Below are 15,297 nucleotides of genomic sequence, written 5' to 3'. Positions count from 1 at the left end.
TGTCGGACTGCAGGGTCACTTCTTCGCCGTGGCACTGCTCCGGAGACATATACTCGGGCGTGCCCATGGTCATGCCCGTTCTGGTAAGACGCTGTTTTTCCATCTCCTGGATGTAAGAAATCCCGAAATCCATAATATAGACACGGTTATCGTGGGTAATCATGATGTTGGAGGGCTTCACATCCCTATGGACAATACCGCGGTTGTGGGCGTACAAAAGACCGCGGGCAATCTGCTTGATAATCACCTCGATAGAAGAGAAGGGGAGCTTGCTCTGCTTCTGCAAGATGTCGGAGAGGGCCACTCCCTTCACATAGGTCATGGCAATAAAAAGCTGGTTGGCCTGCTTTCCAAAGTCGAAAATCTGGACAATGTTCATGTGGTCCAGTTCTTTCATGGCCTGGGCTTCCAGATAAAACCTCTGGATTGCCTCTTCGTCAGAAGACGAGTCCAACACCTTTAGGGCCACTTCGCGGCCGAGCCTTTTGTCCAGGGCCTTATAGACGTAGCCCATGCCTCCCCGTCCGAGAGTATCTATCAGGTCGTAGTTTTCGTTAAAGGGGCGAGGGAAAGTATTTGATTGATTCTCGGGACTCATTTTGCTTTTCTAAGAAGGTGTAAATTGACGAAGGTTATAATACAAAATATAATGATGAGTGTCATCAGCATTACAAAGTTCAGGCTCTCGAAAGGCCTGTCCAAAAGTAAATCCAGAAGGGCGTCCTGGTCGAACCTTGACCAAATGGCAAAGGAAAGTGCCTTTCCGATAGCCTGCATCTGGTCCAGGGGAACAAGGGCTCCGGCCAAGGCCACCTGCGGAATGATAATCAGGGGCAAGAAAGCGTTTGCCTGGCCGGGATTTTTGGAAAATGCGCTGACAAGGCAACCCATGCACATGGCAGGAATCACCGTCAGGGCAAACACGAGGGCAAGAATCGGCAAGGTCGGATGCATCGTCACCTTGAAGGAGATAAAACCGTAAATAACGAAGGTCTGCAAGAAGGCTGCAACAGAGGGAATTCCCGTTTTGGCAAGCAGGTAGGGGGCGATGGACATGCCTTTTCGCAAATCGTTAGTCAAAATTTCTTTTTCTTGGACGATCTCTCGAATCGATAGAGAAAGGGCAAACCAGTTGGCACAGAGGATTAAGGCAAAACTTACAATCCCAAGAGGCGAATTATTGGAGAAAATCTGGGAGAAGACAAATCCGAGAATAAAGGGCTGTATAAACAGGGCAAAGAGTTTTCCCTTGTCGCGGAACCACTGCTTGAGAATCAACTGGATATGGTAGGGGAGTAGAGTCGATTTTTTATCGGTCTTGAAATAGGTTCGGTTCTTCTTTTCGCCGTCAGCCACTTCCATAGATTTTTTCGAAGATGCCCAGCGGATAAAGGAGTCGTCGTTCAACCCCGCTAAAATATTTTCGGCACTTTTGGTATTGAAAAACCCCACCGATTCTTCGCGTGAACCATAGAACACCTGTTTCCCTTGATGGATAACCAACACCTTGTTGGCGATGTTCAGGGCCTCGTAGCTGTGGGTGGTGAGAATTACCGTATGGCCCAAGAAGGCCAGCTGTTTCAGGTGGGTGCACAGAATGTTTGCGTTGTAGGGGTCCAAGCCCGAAAGGGGCTCGTCCAGCACAATCAGGCCAGGAGAGCCGATAAGTTCCTGGGCCAAGGCAAGCCTTCGCATTTCGCCACCGCTCAGAGTCTTTACGGGGTTGTTCTTGCGGGCGGTAAGTCCGAACAGCTCGCAAATTCGGTCAGCCCGTTCCTGGAAAGATTCCTTCAGCTCCTTTTTGTCCATGGAAATTTTCGCCCCATGCAGGAGCGTTTCCATGACGGTCAAGTCCTTGTGGAGCGCCGGGTCCTGCGGTAAGAAGGCTATCCGTTTGCGGATTTCCTTATTGCGGTAATCCAGCCCGGAATATAGGACTTCGCCTTCGGGAGACTTGGTGTATTCCCCTTTCAGAAGTTTTAGAAGCGAAGATTTTCCTTGGCCGGAGCGTCCGATAATGGCAAGAATTTCTCCTGCGGGCAGGTAGAGGTTTATGTCGGACAACAGCTCTTTTTTACCGGCATAAACATCTAGATTCCTAAGCGTCACGTCAAATCCGGACATGACCCGCTTGACCAGCAAGTCACCAGCCTGGAACGAAAACTCGAAGTTCTCAAGACGGATGGTGTCGCCTGCATCCAGGCGAATTTCGTGTCCTTTTTTGCCGTCGGAATCCGTCAATTTTTTTGCAAAATGGAGTCTGCAGCCAGAACCCAAAAGTTTCGCCTTGAACGCGGTGTTCCCGTTTTCACCTTCCTGTGTAATCTCCTGGTCTTCTGAGGTCAAGGTGTAGGATTCCGTAGAATCAGATGCGTCCAGAAGCAGCAGGGAAAGGGCGTCGCCCCGTAAAGTCACTCTCAAGCGGTGAAGCCCGATGACGATGATGTCGCCATCTTTCAGAGAAATTTCAGAGACGTCTTCATCGTTGACCTGGGTGACGCTATTGCTTGAAAGGTTCTTTAGATTCCATAATCCGTCGTTGAATTCTATGGTCGCATGTTCCCTGGAAACGAAAACGTCGGAGAATCGGATGTCGCAATCCTCTTTTCGTCCGATGGTAAACGGCTTTCCTTTTTCGGGTGTGACTATATGGAACATGTCGTCGGATGCCCTTTAGATCGTCTACTTCAAGCTCCTGATGGCAGCTTCGAAACGCCTGCAGGCACTTCCCAAATTTTCGTCGCTGGCAGCATAAGAAAAACGCACGCAGTTGTCGTTTCCGAAAGCTGCTCCTGGTACAATGGCAAGCCCTTGACTTTCAAGAATGTATTCGCACAAATCTACGGACCCCTTGATGGTCTTTCCGTCAGGCGTTGATTTTCCATAGACGGAGCTCACAGGGGCGAAAAGGTAAAAGGCTCCTTCGGGAGCGCGCAGCTTTTGCCCCAGGGCATCGCCGATTTTTGACACCATAAAGTCCCTGCGCTTGCGGAAAACCTCCCTCATTTTGAGAGACTCGGCATTTCCCATCTCTAGAGCACCCAAGGCGGCGTACTGGGCGATGTTGCTCGGGTGGTGCGTAGCTTGCCCTTGGATTTTCCCGATAATCTTGGCGATGGGGGCGGGGGAGGCGTCGTAGCCTACGCGCCAGCCGGTCATGCAGTAAGACTTGGAAAAACCGTTGATGACAATGGAACGGTCCTTCATCCCTTCAATAGAGGCAATGCTGGTAAATGTTCCCTTATAAACGAAATATTCATAGACTTCGTCAGAAATGCAGTATAGGTCATTTTCGACAATGACCTTTGCCAAGGCCTCCAATTCCTCGCGGCTATACACGGAACCGGTAGGGTTGCAAGGGTTGTTCATTAAAATGGCCTTGGTCTTGTCATTACAAACTTTTTTCAGCTGTTCGGCCGTTATCTTGAAATCATTTTCTTGCAATCCGTCAACAAATACGGGAACGCCTCCAAGCCATTTCACCAATTCAGGATAAGTCACCCAATAAGGGGCTGGAATAATCACTTCGTCACCGGGGTTTATCAAGGCGGCAAGGGAGTTGAACACGGCATGCTTTGCGCCGCTGGTGACCGTAATCTGTTCGGGTTCATAACGGAGCCCGTTTTCTTTGGAGAGCTTTTCGCAGATTTTCTTGCGCAACTCCAAAATGCCGACGGGTGCGGTATAGCGGGTCTTTCCGCTGTCGATGGCGCAATGTGCCGCCTTGCAGATAGGTTCTGGAGTCGGAAAATCCGGTTCGCCGGCACCAAGACTAACCACGTCCTTGCCTTCGGCAATCATTTTTTTGGCAAGGCTGTCAATGGCAACTGTCAGGGAGGCGGCAATATTCAGTGTTCTATTGGAGAGACTTTTGGGCATTTTCTTTTTTTTGCCTTTGCAGGATTCTGTAGTTGTCTAGAGAACCTGCAATTAACGAAAACATTGTGAACTGGGCGATTGAGATGCAAATCAGTCCGATAAACGAAATTTGTCCGATGCTTTTTAGGCCAGGATGCGATGAAATCAGCAAACCGTAGGTTCCAATCATGGCGGCCATCTGGCTTATGGAAATAGAGAAAGCCTTGCCTTGCAAAAGGGTGAGGGCGGTTCCTTTCCGCTTTTCGTAGTAGGCGGTCCACAATTGGATAGAACCGTCAACGCTTGCTCCAATCAAAATCGGGAAGGCGATAGTGCTATAGACAGAAAGCTTGATTCCAAGGACGTTGATTAGGGCCAATAGCCAACTCATGGCAAATAGGGAAGGGAGGATTGTAAAAATGGCCCTGCTGAAACGATTGTAGAAGAACAGCAAGAAGAACCACACCAGAACAGACCCCAAGAAAATGGTCTTGTCGACATTAGAAAGCACTAGGTCCAAGAACTTTGCCCGCACAACAGGCACGCCCGTCATCTTGTAGGTGCTATCATCCGAGCCATTCAGGAGGGCTAGGTCGTGTGCCAGGTGCCTACATTCCAGTCCGTTGTTCGGATTGATGTTCGAAAAGATAAAGGCAAAGGCCCCTGCATTCCCGTCGATGTCGCTAAACTTCTTGCGGATATTTTCGGGTTGGTCGTCTTCATCAAAATCGAATCGGTAAAGAATCTCAGAAATCTTCGAGACATTCAGCTTTTCGGCAGAATCCAGCTGCTGCAAGATGTCGCTAGTAAAGAAAGCCTGGATTTCTTTAAGCTTTTCTTTCTTGTTGACCTGATTCTTTGGCGAGAATGCGCTTAAGGTATAAACGTTCTCAATATTAGGAATCTTGCCCTTGGACTTGAGTTGTTTGAACCTTCTATAAAGTTCATCGCCATTGTCTTTTGACATCATGACGATGACGGGGTCATATTGAGGGAAACCTGTTTTTGCGATTAACGAATCCGCCACCCGTTCTTCGCGGGGGAGTTCAGTCTGCCTGAAATCATAAAGGAATTTCAGGTTCACACCGCCATAAATCAACGCCGCAAGACTCAATACGGAAAGAACGGCTATAATGATTCCGTTGGTCCTGTAAGAAAGGAGCGTTATCTTGAACACACTCTGGAAACGGAAGCTGTTGACAGAGAAGGCTTTTTTGCGCTGGAACAAGTGCAGGAGAGATGTAGAGATAAGTATGGTGAAAATCCAGTTTAAAATGCAGCCTATGGAACCGAGGATGCCGAGCTCGCGGATTCCGGCCACAGGCACGATAATCATGCAGGCGAAAAACGAAGCCATGATTCCGGCCGATACCGCTGTAGATGGACCAATCCCTAGAACAGCGCTCTCAATGCAAAGCTTGGGACTCAAGTTTCTGGACCGTTCTATAAAGTATCGGTTCAGTACATGGGTAATAACTTGACAGGCCTGTCCGGGCAGAACCAGGGCAAGCAACAGGGTGAATACGTTGATGCGTCCATACAGCAGCCAAGCCAGGGCCAGGGTGTAAAGGATCGGGAGCCCCACTGGAATCGCCGATACCAGTATTAGCTGGGGTTGCTTATAGAAATGGATAATGAAAAGAAGCAAGATGAACAGGGCGGTGATTTTTCCTGCAAATTTTGCCTCGGGGAGTAGCGTCCGCCCCGTCTGGATGGTGTCGTAGACTTTTCCGGTGTAATAGACTTTTATGGAGCCATATTTAGGATTGTCCCTGAAGAATGACTTGACTTTGCCGAGCAAGTCTCGGTTGGCCTGTAAGTCGGATAGGGAATTTTTAGGGTAGATATCGACAACACGAATTTTCCCGTCACTGCTGGCGTGGGTTCTCGAAAGGATGGTGAAATACTTGTTTTCCAGATCAGTAAAATCAAGAATGGCCTGGTTGGTCTTGTTGTCATTTGAATCGACTGAAGTCTGTGACTCGTCGGACATGTCCACATATAGGGGGTTGTGGGCCAGAGTGATTTTTTCTTGCAACGTCTGGATTCTATTGGCGACCGTGTCCAGGTCATCTTCTTCGATATAGAGCAGACTGTGCTTCTTGTAGAACTCGATATCCGTTTCAAATTCGGCAAAATGAATGGTCGAGTCAGCTTGCAATCTTTGGTATAACGACCGTGCGGCGAAATAGTTCAGGGTGCTGTCTTCGGACTCCATGACAACGGTCAGGCTTCCGAGGGCCCCGAATTTTTCTTCTATTTCTTGATGGTAAAGGGGTGAGCTCCCCTTTGAGGTCAGGGCGTCCTGTAACTGAAGTTCCCACCGCAAATTCTGGACGGGATAGATAGAAAGTAACGCTAGGACAAAAGATATAACCAATATGGCTATCGGATATTGAGTCGCTCTTTTGATGATTTTTGTGACTAGCGAAAACATCACTTGAAATATAATTATATTGTGTCCTAGAATGTATTTGGGTCATAGAAACAAGGGGAGTAACGCATGGAATCTTCAAAGGTCCATAAGACCTTTAGTTCTTTTGCTATTCCTTCTTTTGTTTCAACCGGCAATTGCCGAAGAAACGGCGGGTGAAGACGATTCTTGGCTTTATGCCCATATTTTACAGCCCGTATTGAATGCTGCCGTTTATCCGTTGTCCGCCCCTGTTCGGTATGTCTTGAACAACGGTGTTGTTGAAAAGTCCGTAGAGTTGATGTCCTTTGGTGAAGACAAGAAAATTTTTGTCTATCCCACAATGAACCTAAAACCAGGAACCCAAACGCAGTTGGGTATGACATACCGTCACCGGAGTATTCTCTTTAATAGGGATTATCTGGTGTTGCAAGGCAGCTATTATGCTAACGGTGACCTGTACCTTTCGGACCGTTACACCAAGCAGGAACCTTTCGGACTTCCGTTGTTTGTTGGCTTCCGTTACAAGTTGTATTGGGACAGCGACGCCAATTTTATTATTCCAGGAACCAAGGAAGCCTTTATTCAACCCGATTCAACCATGAGCTTTCAATGGAGAATCGGAGCTCCCTTGACCAAGTCCAAGAAATTGAATTTGGAACTGTCAACGAGCCAGATGTTTATCGATGCAGATCTCCCGGACAATTCAAAAGACAGTATTTTGAACGATGCAGTTTTTTCTATCGCCGATCGTGGTCTATATCAATCTTCAAAACAGTATTCCGTAGCTCTATCTCTGGTGTATGACGATTTGGACTTTCCGTACGCTCCTTCGAAAGGGGACAGAGTCATCCTCTCCGGAGAATACAATTTTGCGCCGGAGTATGGGGGAATAAGGTATGATTCTTTTGACTCTCAGCGAAGCGGAAAAGTTCCCAAGAGCGACAAGAGCCACGACTACATCTACAACAGCCTTATCTGGCAGCATTATTTCTACTTTGGAAAGGCTAAGCAATACATTCTTTCGGCAAGAGAAGCAAGGCAAAGCCGCAAGTTCTACACGGATTTTTCCTGGGATGAGGCTCTTCGCGTATGGAGACCCGAAAACATCAGGGAAACGCTCCTTGAACGAAGAGTCGTTGCCCTCCAGTTCAGAATGGAAAATATGTGGGAAATGGACAAGGGTGGAGCTCCCTTCAACGCCTTCCCGACAATGAATGCCCGGTATCCAATGCGAGGTTACGGGGACGAATGGTCGGCATATCATATCATGGGACTTAGCGCCGAATATCGTTGGCCCATTGACCGGTTTGTAGATGGGGTGCTGTTTGACGAATATGCTATGCACGCCGAAAAGGTAAAAGAATTCAGCTTTGACCGATTCTACAATTCCTGGGGTTTCGGTATTCGCGTTAGGATGCCGGAACTATACCTTTTCCGTGCCCAGGTGGGTTTCCATGGATTGCACGGGGTCAACCTGATTTTGACCATTGCGCCGGAATTCAAATAAAATCCCTGTAATCGACGTTTTTGCCGTCTAGAATGGCTTCAACGAGAGTGCTTCCCCGGTAGGTGAGTTTCAGCGAAAAGAAGGGAACATCCCGATTCAGCAGCGAAAGAAAAATCATGTCACCATCCCAGTGGGGGAGCTTGATTACGTCTTCTTTCGACACCCATTCCAGAACGCCTTCGTCACATTCCCGCACTGTTCCGCTAAATTCTTTGGCCGTAAACAGGTGCATAAACTCTGTCTCGTTCATCCCGTCTGAAATGAAAGTGACAATGCCTCTATATTTGGGGACGATGGTCAAGCCTGTTTCTTCGCGGGCCTCGCGAACAATGCAGTCTTCGGGAGATTCGTTTTCTTCAAATTTTCCGCCAATGCCGATCCACTTGTCCTTGTTGATATCGTTTTTTTTCTTGATGCGGTGGAGCAGCAGGTATTTGCCGTCCTGCTCGATATAACAAAGGGAAGTGTTGATCACTTGGAAGCCTTCCAGATAGAAATCAGGCTCTTGTTCTTGCGTGTGGCAAGCCAGAGGGTAGGCCAAATCAGAATCAGGTCGCGAATCAGGCTGGTCCAGGTTTCCGCCTTGTCGGCAGCACCTTCAATCTCGAAACACCCGCAAGTGATGCCCAGGTCGTGGTAAAGCGCCCAGCCGAGGGCGATAATAAAGCTTACGAACATCCAGAATATGGCAAGGGCCGATTCCCGCACAAAGGGCGAAACAATCATGGCGAGTCCAAACCACAATTCAAATTGCGGATAGACGAGGGCAAAGAAATTGTTCAGGAATTCCAGGTGAAGTGCCGGGAAAAACTGGTACTGTGCTACAAGAACCGCAAATTCGTGAGGGTTCTGGATCTTGAAAATCGAGGCAAAGATGAACATGCCGCCAATGCCGATACGGCAGAGGGTTTCCAGGGCGCGGATGGCGAAATCCTTTTGAATTTTGAATGCGGGCACAATCAGGGCACTGCCAATAATCAGGGCACAAAGTCCCACCTGGATGTTGTAACGGTAAGCCTTGGGCCACAGGTCAATAAGCCATTCCTGGTCGGTAAAAGTCAGTATGGATTCCGGAAAACTGATTTCGGCAACGCATACGGACACAAAGAAGGTGGCCACCAGCATTAAGATGCCAGAAATAATAGAACGCTTGCGATTCTGAGGCTGAAAACAATCAATCATTTCCGCCTCCTTCTAGAGAATATCCGCCGGTTTTTCCAGAATGTCCTGGGAACCGATCCAAGTGACAGACTTGGCATCATCTACGCGGATGTTATTCACAATTGCAAGTGCAATGCAAAAAAGAGCGATGCCAAGGAGAACAATCCAATTCAGGGATTTCAGGTAATTTTTACAGAAAAGGAAGATCTTGTTTTCTTTAATGCTCATGGAGAGCAATATACAAAAAATCGGGAAGGCTTCGCCCTCCCTAATAATCTCTGTGAGCCGTAGATGACTCGTATTGACGAGTCGTCGTAGGCGACCTTTGGACACTTGCGCTTTAGCGCTTAGTGTACATGGCCACCTTTAGGTGGGAGTGAGCGCCAGCCCTGTACCTGTTATACAGAATCTAGCGCGAATGGTCGCTTCGTGAGCAACAAAGCCCCAGTTATTAAACTGGGGCGGTTGCGAGAGCGAGTGAGAAACCGGAGGTCTTGATACCCGAGACGACGAACGAGCGGTCGCTTAATGCACCCCATTGCCGTCGGCGACATCGCAGGTCACGGGCTTCCCATTCACTTCAAGCGCGAGGGCGTCGCAGAACACCGCGCCACCTTTCACGGAGAGCGCAATCTTCTCGAAGTCCTTCACCTTCAGTTCACGCGGTTCGCTGGGTGCTACACCCTTGAACAGGGCGCGGTCACCGGGCTTTGCGTCTTCGGGCACGGAGACGAGCCTGCAGGTGTGTGCCTCGTTGTCGAGGTCGCCCGCAAAGAGCATGCCCTGGCTCATGATGCCGCGAAGAGCGCTGGGCTTCAGGTTCGCGAACAGCAAAATCTTGCGGTCCTTCAGTTCCTCGGCCTTGTAGCTGTTCTTGAGGCCGCTGCAGATGGTGCGGAGTTCGCCCTCGCCGGCGTCCACCTTGAGCACGTAGAGGCTCGTGGCATCCGGATGGTCGGCCACTTCCTTGATCTGGGCCACGCGCATGTCCATGGCGGCAGGCACGTCGGCGGCCATCAGGGGCTTGTTCTGCTTGGGCTTGCTCTGGGCTTCCTGCTTCTTGACTTCTTCTTCAATACGCGGGAAGAGCGGCTTGCCTTCGCCGAATGCTTCGCCGCCCTTGAGGATTCCCCAGGCGAGGTCGTCGGCGCTCTGGAACTTGCAGCCAATCATGGCGAGGCCTTCTTCTGCCTTGGCGGGGATTACCGGCCACAGCAGGCTGAGGGAAAGACGCACGGCTTCGGCTGAGATGTAGAGCACGGTTGCGAGTTCGTCTTTCTTGGTTTCGTCCTTGGCGAGCTTCCACGGGGCCTTGACTTCCAGGTAGCGGTTGATGCTACGCACCAGCTGCATGATGGTCTCGATGGACTGGGAGAGGCGGGCCTGGGGCAGGCCTTCCTTGATTTCGGCAATCACCTTGTTCGCAAGTTCGATGACTTCCTTCTCGGCGTCACCGATGGAGGTTGCTGCGGGAAGCTTGCCTTCAAAATTGTTGAGCACCAGGCGGTGCACGCGGTTCAGCACGTTACCCAGGTCGTTGGCGAGGTCGCTGTTGATGCGGCGCACGAAGGCGTCGTGGGTGAAGTTCGCGTCCTGGCCCACCACCATTTCGCGGGCGAGAAAATAGCGGAACGCGTCGATGCCGTACTTTTCCATGTAGTCCATGGGGTTCACCACGTTGCCTGCAGACTTGCTCATCTTTTCGCCGCCGTTCACGAGCCACCAGCCGTGGGCCAAGATGTGCTGCGGGAGCGGAATGTCGAGAGCCATGAGCATGGTGGGCCAGTACACGCTGTGGGTGGTCAAGATGTCCTTGCCGATTAGGTGGTAAGTGGCGGGCCAAATCGGCGTGCCGTCGGCATAAGTCTTGTGGAAGGCGGTAGAAGCGCTCACGTAGTTCAGGAGGGCGTCGAACCACACGTAGGTCACGTAGTCGGTGTCGAAGGGCAGCGGAATGCCCCAGCTGAGGCGTGCCTTCGGGCGGCTGATGCACAGGTCGTTCAGCGGCTGGCGCAGGAACCCGCGGATTTCGTTCCAGCGGTAGTCCGGCACAATCCAGTCCTTGTGGCTTTCGAGGAAGTCAATCAGCTTCTGCTGGTAAGAACCCATCTTGAAGAAGTAGTTCTTTTCCTTGAGCCATTCCACAGGGCGGTGGCTGATGGGGTCGCACTTGTTTTCGTCCAGTTCGTTTTCGGTAAAGAAGCGTTCTTCGCCGACGGAGTACCAGCCTTCGTATTCCTTTGAGTAAATTTCGCCCTTGTCCCAGAGTTTCTGGAGGCATTCCTGCACAAAGGCCTTGTGTTCGGGCATCGTAGTGCGGATGAAGAAATCGTTTCCGATGTTCATCTTCTTCCACAAATCTTCGAAGCGGTGGTAGTATTCGTCTACGTGTTCCTGCGGAGTCACGCCACGCTTGTCGGCAGCGCGCTGCACCTTCTGGCCGTGTTCGTCGGTACCGGTCAAGAAGAAGGTCTGGTAGCCCAGAATCTTGTGGAAGCGGGTGAGGATGTCCGCGAGAACGGTGGTGTAGGAGTGCCCAATATGCGGGGCGTCATTCACGTAATAAATCGGGGTAGTAACGTAAAATTTTTTCATGGCTCCAAAGATAGAAATTAATAGTTAATGCGGCGTAGCCGCAGTTCTAAGTTACTAGTTACTAGGCTATCCAAGCTGTTTTTGGTTTCTAATACCTATTAACTAGTAACTAGCAACTAGTAACTTTTCCATATGGTCTAACTTGAAATACTTATATTTCCTCAAAAACGAGGTATATTATGTCTTTCATGGATTTGGCTAAAAACCGCTATAGCTGCCGAGCATTCACTGCCCAGGCCGTAGAATCCGAAAAACTCGCCCAGGTGCTCGAAGCGGGCCGCCTTTCTCCGACGGCAATCAACGCTCAGCCCGTGACCGTGAAGGTCATCAAGTCTCCCGAGGCCCTGGAAAAGATTCGCGGCATTACCCGTATGGCCTATAACGCCCCCGTGGTGCTGATGGTCTGCTATGATGAACCCAAGTGCTATACCGCCGAAAAGTACAACGACAACTTCAACAGCGGCGTGATGGATGCGAGCATCGTCGCCACCTCCATGATGATGCAGGCCACCGACATAGGCCTTGCCACCCTCTGGGCACGTGGCTTCAACGCTTCTGAAATTGAAAAGGCTTTTGGTTTTCCGAACAACTTAAAGCTGGCTTGCCTTTTGGATGTCGGCTATGCCGATTCAGAAAATGGGGGAGGCCCTTCGCCCAGACACCCTGTGCGCAAGAGTATGGAAGAATTCGCCGAAGCGTTGTAATTTCGTTTCGCAGTAGGTTAGAAAAAGTCCCAGACGCCATGTCCGGGACTTTTAAGTTTGGTGAGTGATTGTTTCGAGGCTTGCCGCCTCTCGCAATGACAATTAGCCGTTCACCTTCGGAAGCTGCGCGAGGCTCTTCGCGATATCTTCATCCGTCGGGATGTAGTCGCTCATTTCGCCGTCGTTGAACTTCTGGTAGGCCACCATGTCGAAGTAACCCGTGCCGGTAAGGCCGAACACAATGTTTTTAGCCTGGCCGGATTCCTTGCACTTGAGCGCTTCGTCAATCGTGGCGCGGATGGCGTGGCTGGATTCCGGAGCCGGGAGGATGCCTTCGGTCTGGGCGAAGAGCTTGGCGGCCTCGAACACCTTGGTCTGTTCCACGGAAGCAGCACGGATGAGCTTCTGGTCGTAGAGTTCAGAGAGGATGGTGCTCATGCCGTGGTAGCGCAGGCCGCCGGCGTGATTCGCGGACGGGATGAAGCTAGAGCCCAGCGTGTACATCTTGGCCAGCGGGCAGACCTTGCCGGTATCGCAGAAGTCGTAGGCATACTTGCCGCGGGTAAAGCTCGGGCAGCTTGCCGGTTCGATGGCGAGAATGTCGTAGTCGGCTTCACCACGGAGCTTTTCGCCGACGAAGGGGCTAATAAGGCCACCGAGGTTAGAACCACCGCCGGCGCAACCGATGATGAGGTCGGCCTTCACGCCCAGCTTGTCGAGGGCGGCCTTGGTTTCAAGACCGATCACGGACTGATGCAACAGTACCTGGTTCAGCACAGAACCGAGAACGTAGCGGTAACCCGGCTGCTTCACGGCGGCTTCCACGGCTTCGGAGATGGCGCAGCCGAGGCTTCCGGTGGTGCCCGGGAATTCGGCGTTAATCTTCTTGCCGATGTCGGTGGTCATGGAAGGCGACGGGGTGACAGATGCACCGTAGGTGCGCATCACTTCGCGACGGAAGGGCTTCTGTTCGTAGGAGACCTTCACCATGTAGACCTGGCAGTCCAGTCCGAAGAAGGCGGTGGACATGGAAAGGGCTGTGCCCCACTGGCCAGCACCCGTTTCGGTGGTCACGCCCTTGAGGCCCTGCTTCTTGGCGTAGTAGGCCTGCGCAATGGCGGAGTTCAGCTTGTGGCTACCGCTGGTGTTGTTGCCTTCGAACTTGTAGTAGATGTGCGCCGGAGTGCCGAGCGCCTGTTCCAGGAAGTAGGCGCGGACGAGCGGGGAGGGGCGGTACATCTTGTAGAAAGTGAGAATATCTTCGGGAATTTCGAAGAAGGCGGTATCGTTGTCGAGTTCCTGCTTGATAAGTTCGTCGCAGAACACGGGCTGCAGGTCTTCGAAGGTCACCGGCTTGCCGGTACCGGGGTTCAGGAGCGGTGCGGGCTTCTTTTTCATGTCGGCACGCACGTTGTACCATGCCTTCGGGAGTTCGTTTTCGTCGAGGTAAGTCTTGACCGGACCATCAAGCTTGAGCGAATTTCTCATGGGTGTTCCTTTGTTTGTGGTCTATCACCAATTTTTGCAAGCACAATATATTTAATGGCAAACCCATTGGCAAATCCATGGCTTCAAAACTATACAAAAAAGGCCGCCAAACAAGGCGGCCAAAGCTTTTGTCAAAAATTGTAAAGCCTAATTGTGGCTGAACATGTACTTGCTCTTATAGTAGGTCTTCATCTCGTTGATGCTCTGGAAAGCACCGTTACGAAGTGCTGCCCTAACTTCAGGGTCAGAACGGACCATCTTGTTGATTTCGGCATCGATATCCTTGAAGAACAGGTCGTTGCTGGCCATGTCCACATGATCTTGGCTGTAGTCGGCATGGTAGCGACGTTCCAGAAGCTGGAACAGCTCGGTCTGGCAGGCGTTCTCAGGAGGTTCCCGCTTGGCTACCGGCATGTAGCATTTCTGGATGTATTCCTTTTTCATGGAAATAATCATCTCATCGATGGCGGGAATGTTATGGTCTTCATCGTGGTCGGCAAGGCTAGCCTTAGGGGCCTTGACTGAGGAGCAGCCCATCAAAATGGCTGCGATAAGCATGAACACGACCAACGAGATTTTTTTCATTATTTCTCCTTTTTTTCCCGCTTAAAAATACATCACAAAGATATTTTTTTAAGCGGAAAAAAGAAGAGCAATTTTGTAATAAATCGCAAACAAAAAGCCAAAAAAGAAAAATAAAAGTTTTGTGAGGGCTTTTTGAAAACTCTTGCTGTGACGCCCGTCACACGGCCAGCCCTCCGTGCCCAAGATGACATACCTCGAGCCCCGAGCCTCACACCTCACACCCCAAAGCGAAGCGACCTCACACCCCGATCCTCGAACCTCGAGCCCCGAGCCTCTAAAACAACGTCGGCTTAAACCGGTAGTACCACTTCATGGGGTCGATAACCCTGTACTTCACATTCCCGATACGCTTGTCACCGTTGGGGTCGATAAGCCCTGTCACAATGTGGGCGTGGGGCCCGGTGGTATGCCCTGTAACGCCTACGGTAGCGATGGGGTCGCCCTGCATCACGTCTTGGCCGTCTAGGTACAAAAGCTGGTCGCAGTGCATGAACAAGATAACGTCTTTTTGCCGTACAAGCCCGATGATAATGCCGCCTCGTTCGTCTTTGCTGGTCCAGGCCTTGGCGGCAAATGGCGCAAGGATACGGGCCCCTTGGCGGCTTGCCAAATCGATACCATTGTGCTGCCGGAATTCCTTGGTCTGTTTTTCGTGGTAAAACTCCGTAATGTAGGCGATAGAGTCCGAAACAATAGATGTCCAGTACCTCCAGGCGTTGCCGATAGAATCTGAAGCCGTACTTTCGATGTATTCGGGCTTGGAAAACTTGACAACAGTTCCTTCTGGAGGAATATTCCTGTCGTTTGCAAGGCCCAGGTCTTCTGGGTAGCCATTTTCTTTCAAGGTCTCCTGCACATACTGCTTGACCATTTTCTCGTCGGTAATCACGGACATAAATCGCCCGATGGCGTAACGAGCGAGCCTCTGCATGGATTCCTTGCCGTCAAAGGTGTATTCGAATGACGGTGCAAGCGAAAGCCGG

The 15,297-nt window shown here is 50.8% G+C and carries 13 protein-coding genes; 2 read left to right on the top strand and 11 right to left on the bottom strand.

Translation table 11 applies throughout. The annotated features are described in order from the left end of the window. The 4 genes from IKB43_06415 to IKB43_06400 form a co-directional block, all read right to left on the bottom strand. A partial coding sequence (locus tag IKB43_06415; protein MBR2469768.1) for a serine/threonine protein kinase occupies positions 1-598 on the bottom strand: 598 nt, incomplete at its 3' end. Beyond that, complete coding sequence (locus IKB43_06410; GenBank protein MBR2469767.1) at positions 595-2,658, bottom strand: ATP-binding cassette domain-containing protein; 2,064 nt, start codon at positions 2,656-2,658, stop codon at positions 595-597. The genes IKB43_06415 and IKB43_06410, both read right to left, overlap by 4 nt. A gap of 24 nt (positions 2,659-2,682) precedes the next feature. Next, positions 2,683-3,879, bottom strand: a complete 1,197-nt coding sequence (locus IKB43_06405; protein ID MBR2469766.1) for a pyridoxal phosphate-dependent aminotransferase — start codon at positions 3,877-3,879, stop codon at positions 2,683-2,685. Next, positions 3,857-6,187 carry an RND transporter gene (locus tag IKB43_06400; protein MBR2469765.1) on the bottom strand — a complete coding sequence of 777 codons (2,331 nt, stop codon included), beginning with the start codon at positions 6,185-6,187 and terminating at the stop codon, positions 3,857-3,859. The genes IKB43_06405 and IKB43_06400 overlap by 23 nt, the downstream gene beginning before the upstream one ends. Before the next feature lie 139 nt (positions 6,188-6,326). On the opposite strand from IKB43_06400, the gene IKB43_06395 reads away from it, so the two are divergent. Beyond that, the gene (locus IKB43_06395) at positions 6,327-7,781 is read left to right on the top strand and encodes a BamA/TamA family outer membrane protein (protein MBR2469764.1); all 1,455 of its coding nucleotides are present in this window, start codon (positions 6,327-6,329) and stop codon (positions 7,779-7,781) included. Here IKB43_06395 and IKB43_06390 read toward each other — a convergent pair. The 4 genes from IKB43_06390 to metG all read right to left on the bottom strand — a co-directional run bounded on the left by IKB43_06390 (position 7,774) and on the right by metG (position 11,537). Next, positions 7,774-8,256, bottom strand: a complete 483-nt coding sequence (locus IKB43_06390) for an 8-oxo-dGTP diphosphatase (GenBank protein MBR2469763.1) — start codon at positions 8,254-8,256, stop codon at positions 7,774-7,776. The two genes, IKB43_06395 and IKB43_06390, sit on opposite strands and share 8 nt — an antisense overlap. Continuing rightward, positions 8,253-8,963, bottom strand: a complete 711-nt coding sequence (locus IKB43_06385; protein MBR2469762.1) for a hypothetical protein — start codon at positions 8,961-8,963, stop codon at positions 8,253-8,255. The genes IKB43_06390 and IKB43_06385 overlap by 4 nt, the downstream gene beginning before the upstream one ends. A 12-nt stretch (positions 8,964-8,975) precedes the next feature. Next, positions 8,976-9,170 (bottom strand): hypothetical protein, encoded by a 195-nt coding sequence (locus IKB43_06380; GenBank protein ID MBR2469761.1) that lies wholly within the window; start codon positions 9,168-9,170, stop codon positions 8,976-8,978. Positions 9,171-9,467: 297 nt separating this feature from the next. Next, positions 9,468-11,537 (bottom strand): methionine--tRNA ligase, encoded by a 2,070-nt coding sequence (gene metG, locus IKB43_06375; GenBank protein ID MBR2469760.1) that lies wholly within the window; start codon positions 11,535-11,537, stop codon positions 9,468-9,470. A 179-nt stretch (positions 11,538-11,716) separates the two neighbouring features. On the opposite strand from metG, the gene IKB43_06370 reads away from it, so the two are divergent. Beyond that, positions 11,717-12,241, top strand: a complete 525-nt coding sequence (locus IKB43_06370; protein ID MBR2469759.1) for a nitroreductase family protein — start codon at positions 11,717-11,719, stop codon at positions 12,239-12,241. Positions 12,242-12,343: 102 nt separating this feature from the next. Here IKB43_06370 and IKB43_06365 read toward each other — a convergent pair whose 3' ends face one another. From IKB43_06365 to IKB43_06355, 3 genes are all read right to left on the bottom strand, one after another. Beyond that, positions 12,344-13,729, bottom strand: coding sequence for a TrpB-like pyridoxal phosphate-dependent enzyme (locus IKB43_06365; protein MBR2469758.1), 1,386 nt, complete (start codon positions 13,727-13,729; stop codon positions 12,344-12,346). Positions 13,730-13,876: 147 nt separating this feature from the next. Next, a complete protein-coding gene (locus IKB43_06360; protein ID MBR2469757.1) occupies positions 13,877-14,314 on the bottom strand; it encodes a hypothetical protein in 438 nt (145 codons plus the stop codon). A 274-nt stretch (positions 14,315-14,588) separates the two neighbouring features. Next, positions 14,589-15,297, bottom strand: a 709-nt coding sequence (locus IKB43_06355; protein ID MBR2469756.1) for a M23 family metallopeptidase, incomplete at its 5' end; no start/stop codon positions are given.

The sequence above is a fragment of the Fibrobacter sp. genome (assembly GCA_017503015.1).
Taxonomy (GTDB): domain Bacteria; phylum Fibrobacterota; class Fibrobacteria; order Fibrobacterales; family Fibrobacteraceae; genus Fibrobacter.
This window is presented reverse-complemented; position numbering and strand designations above follow the sequence as displayed.

Excerpts from the sequence above, each read along its gene's own strand:
- IKB43_06370 (MBR2469759.1), top strand. The coding sequence starts at position 11,717 with ATGTCTTTCATGGATTTGGCTAAAAACCGCTATAGCTGCCGAGCATTC.
- IKB43_06365 (MBR2469758.1), bottom strand. The coding sequence starts at position 13,729 with ATGAGAAATTCGCTCAAGCTTGATGGTCCGGTCAAGACTTACCTCGAC.
- IKB43_06410 (MBR2469767.1), bottom strand. The coding sequence starts at position 2,658 with ATGTTCCATATAGTCACACCCGAAAAAGGAAAGCCGTTTACCATCGGA.
- metG (MBR2469760.1), bottom strand. The coding sequence starts at position 11,537 with ATGAAAAAATTTTACGTTACTACCCCGATTTATTACGTGAATGACGCC.
- IKB43_06385 (MBR2469762.1), bottom strand. The coding sequence starts at position 8,963 with ATGATTGATTGTTTTCAGCCTCAGAATCGCAAGCGTTCTATTATTTCT.
- IKB43_06380 (MBR2469761.1), bottom strand. The coding sequence starts at position 9,170 with ATGAGCATTAAAGAAAACAAGATCTTCCTTTTCTGTAAAAATTACCTG.
- IKB43_06405 (MBR2469766.1), bottom strand. The coding sequence starts at position 3,879 with ATGCCCAAAAGTCTCTCCAATAGAACACTGAATATTGCCGCCTCCCTG.
- IKB43_06395 (MBR2469764.1), top strand. The coding sequence starts at position 6,327 with ATGTATTTGGGTCATAGAAACAAGGGGAGTAACGCATGGAATCTTCAA.
- IKB43_06360 (MBR2469757.1), bottom strand. The coding sequence starts at position 14,314 with ATGAAAAAAATCTCGTTGGTCGTGTTCATGCTTATCGCAGCCATTTTG.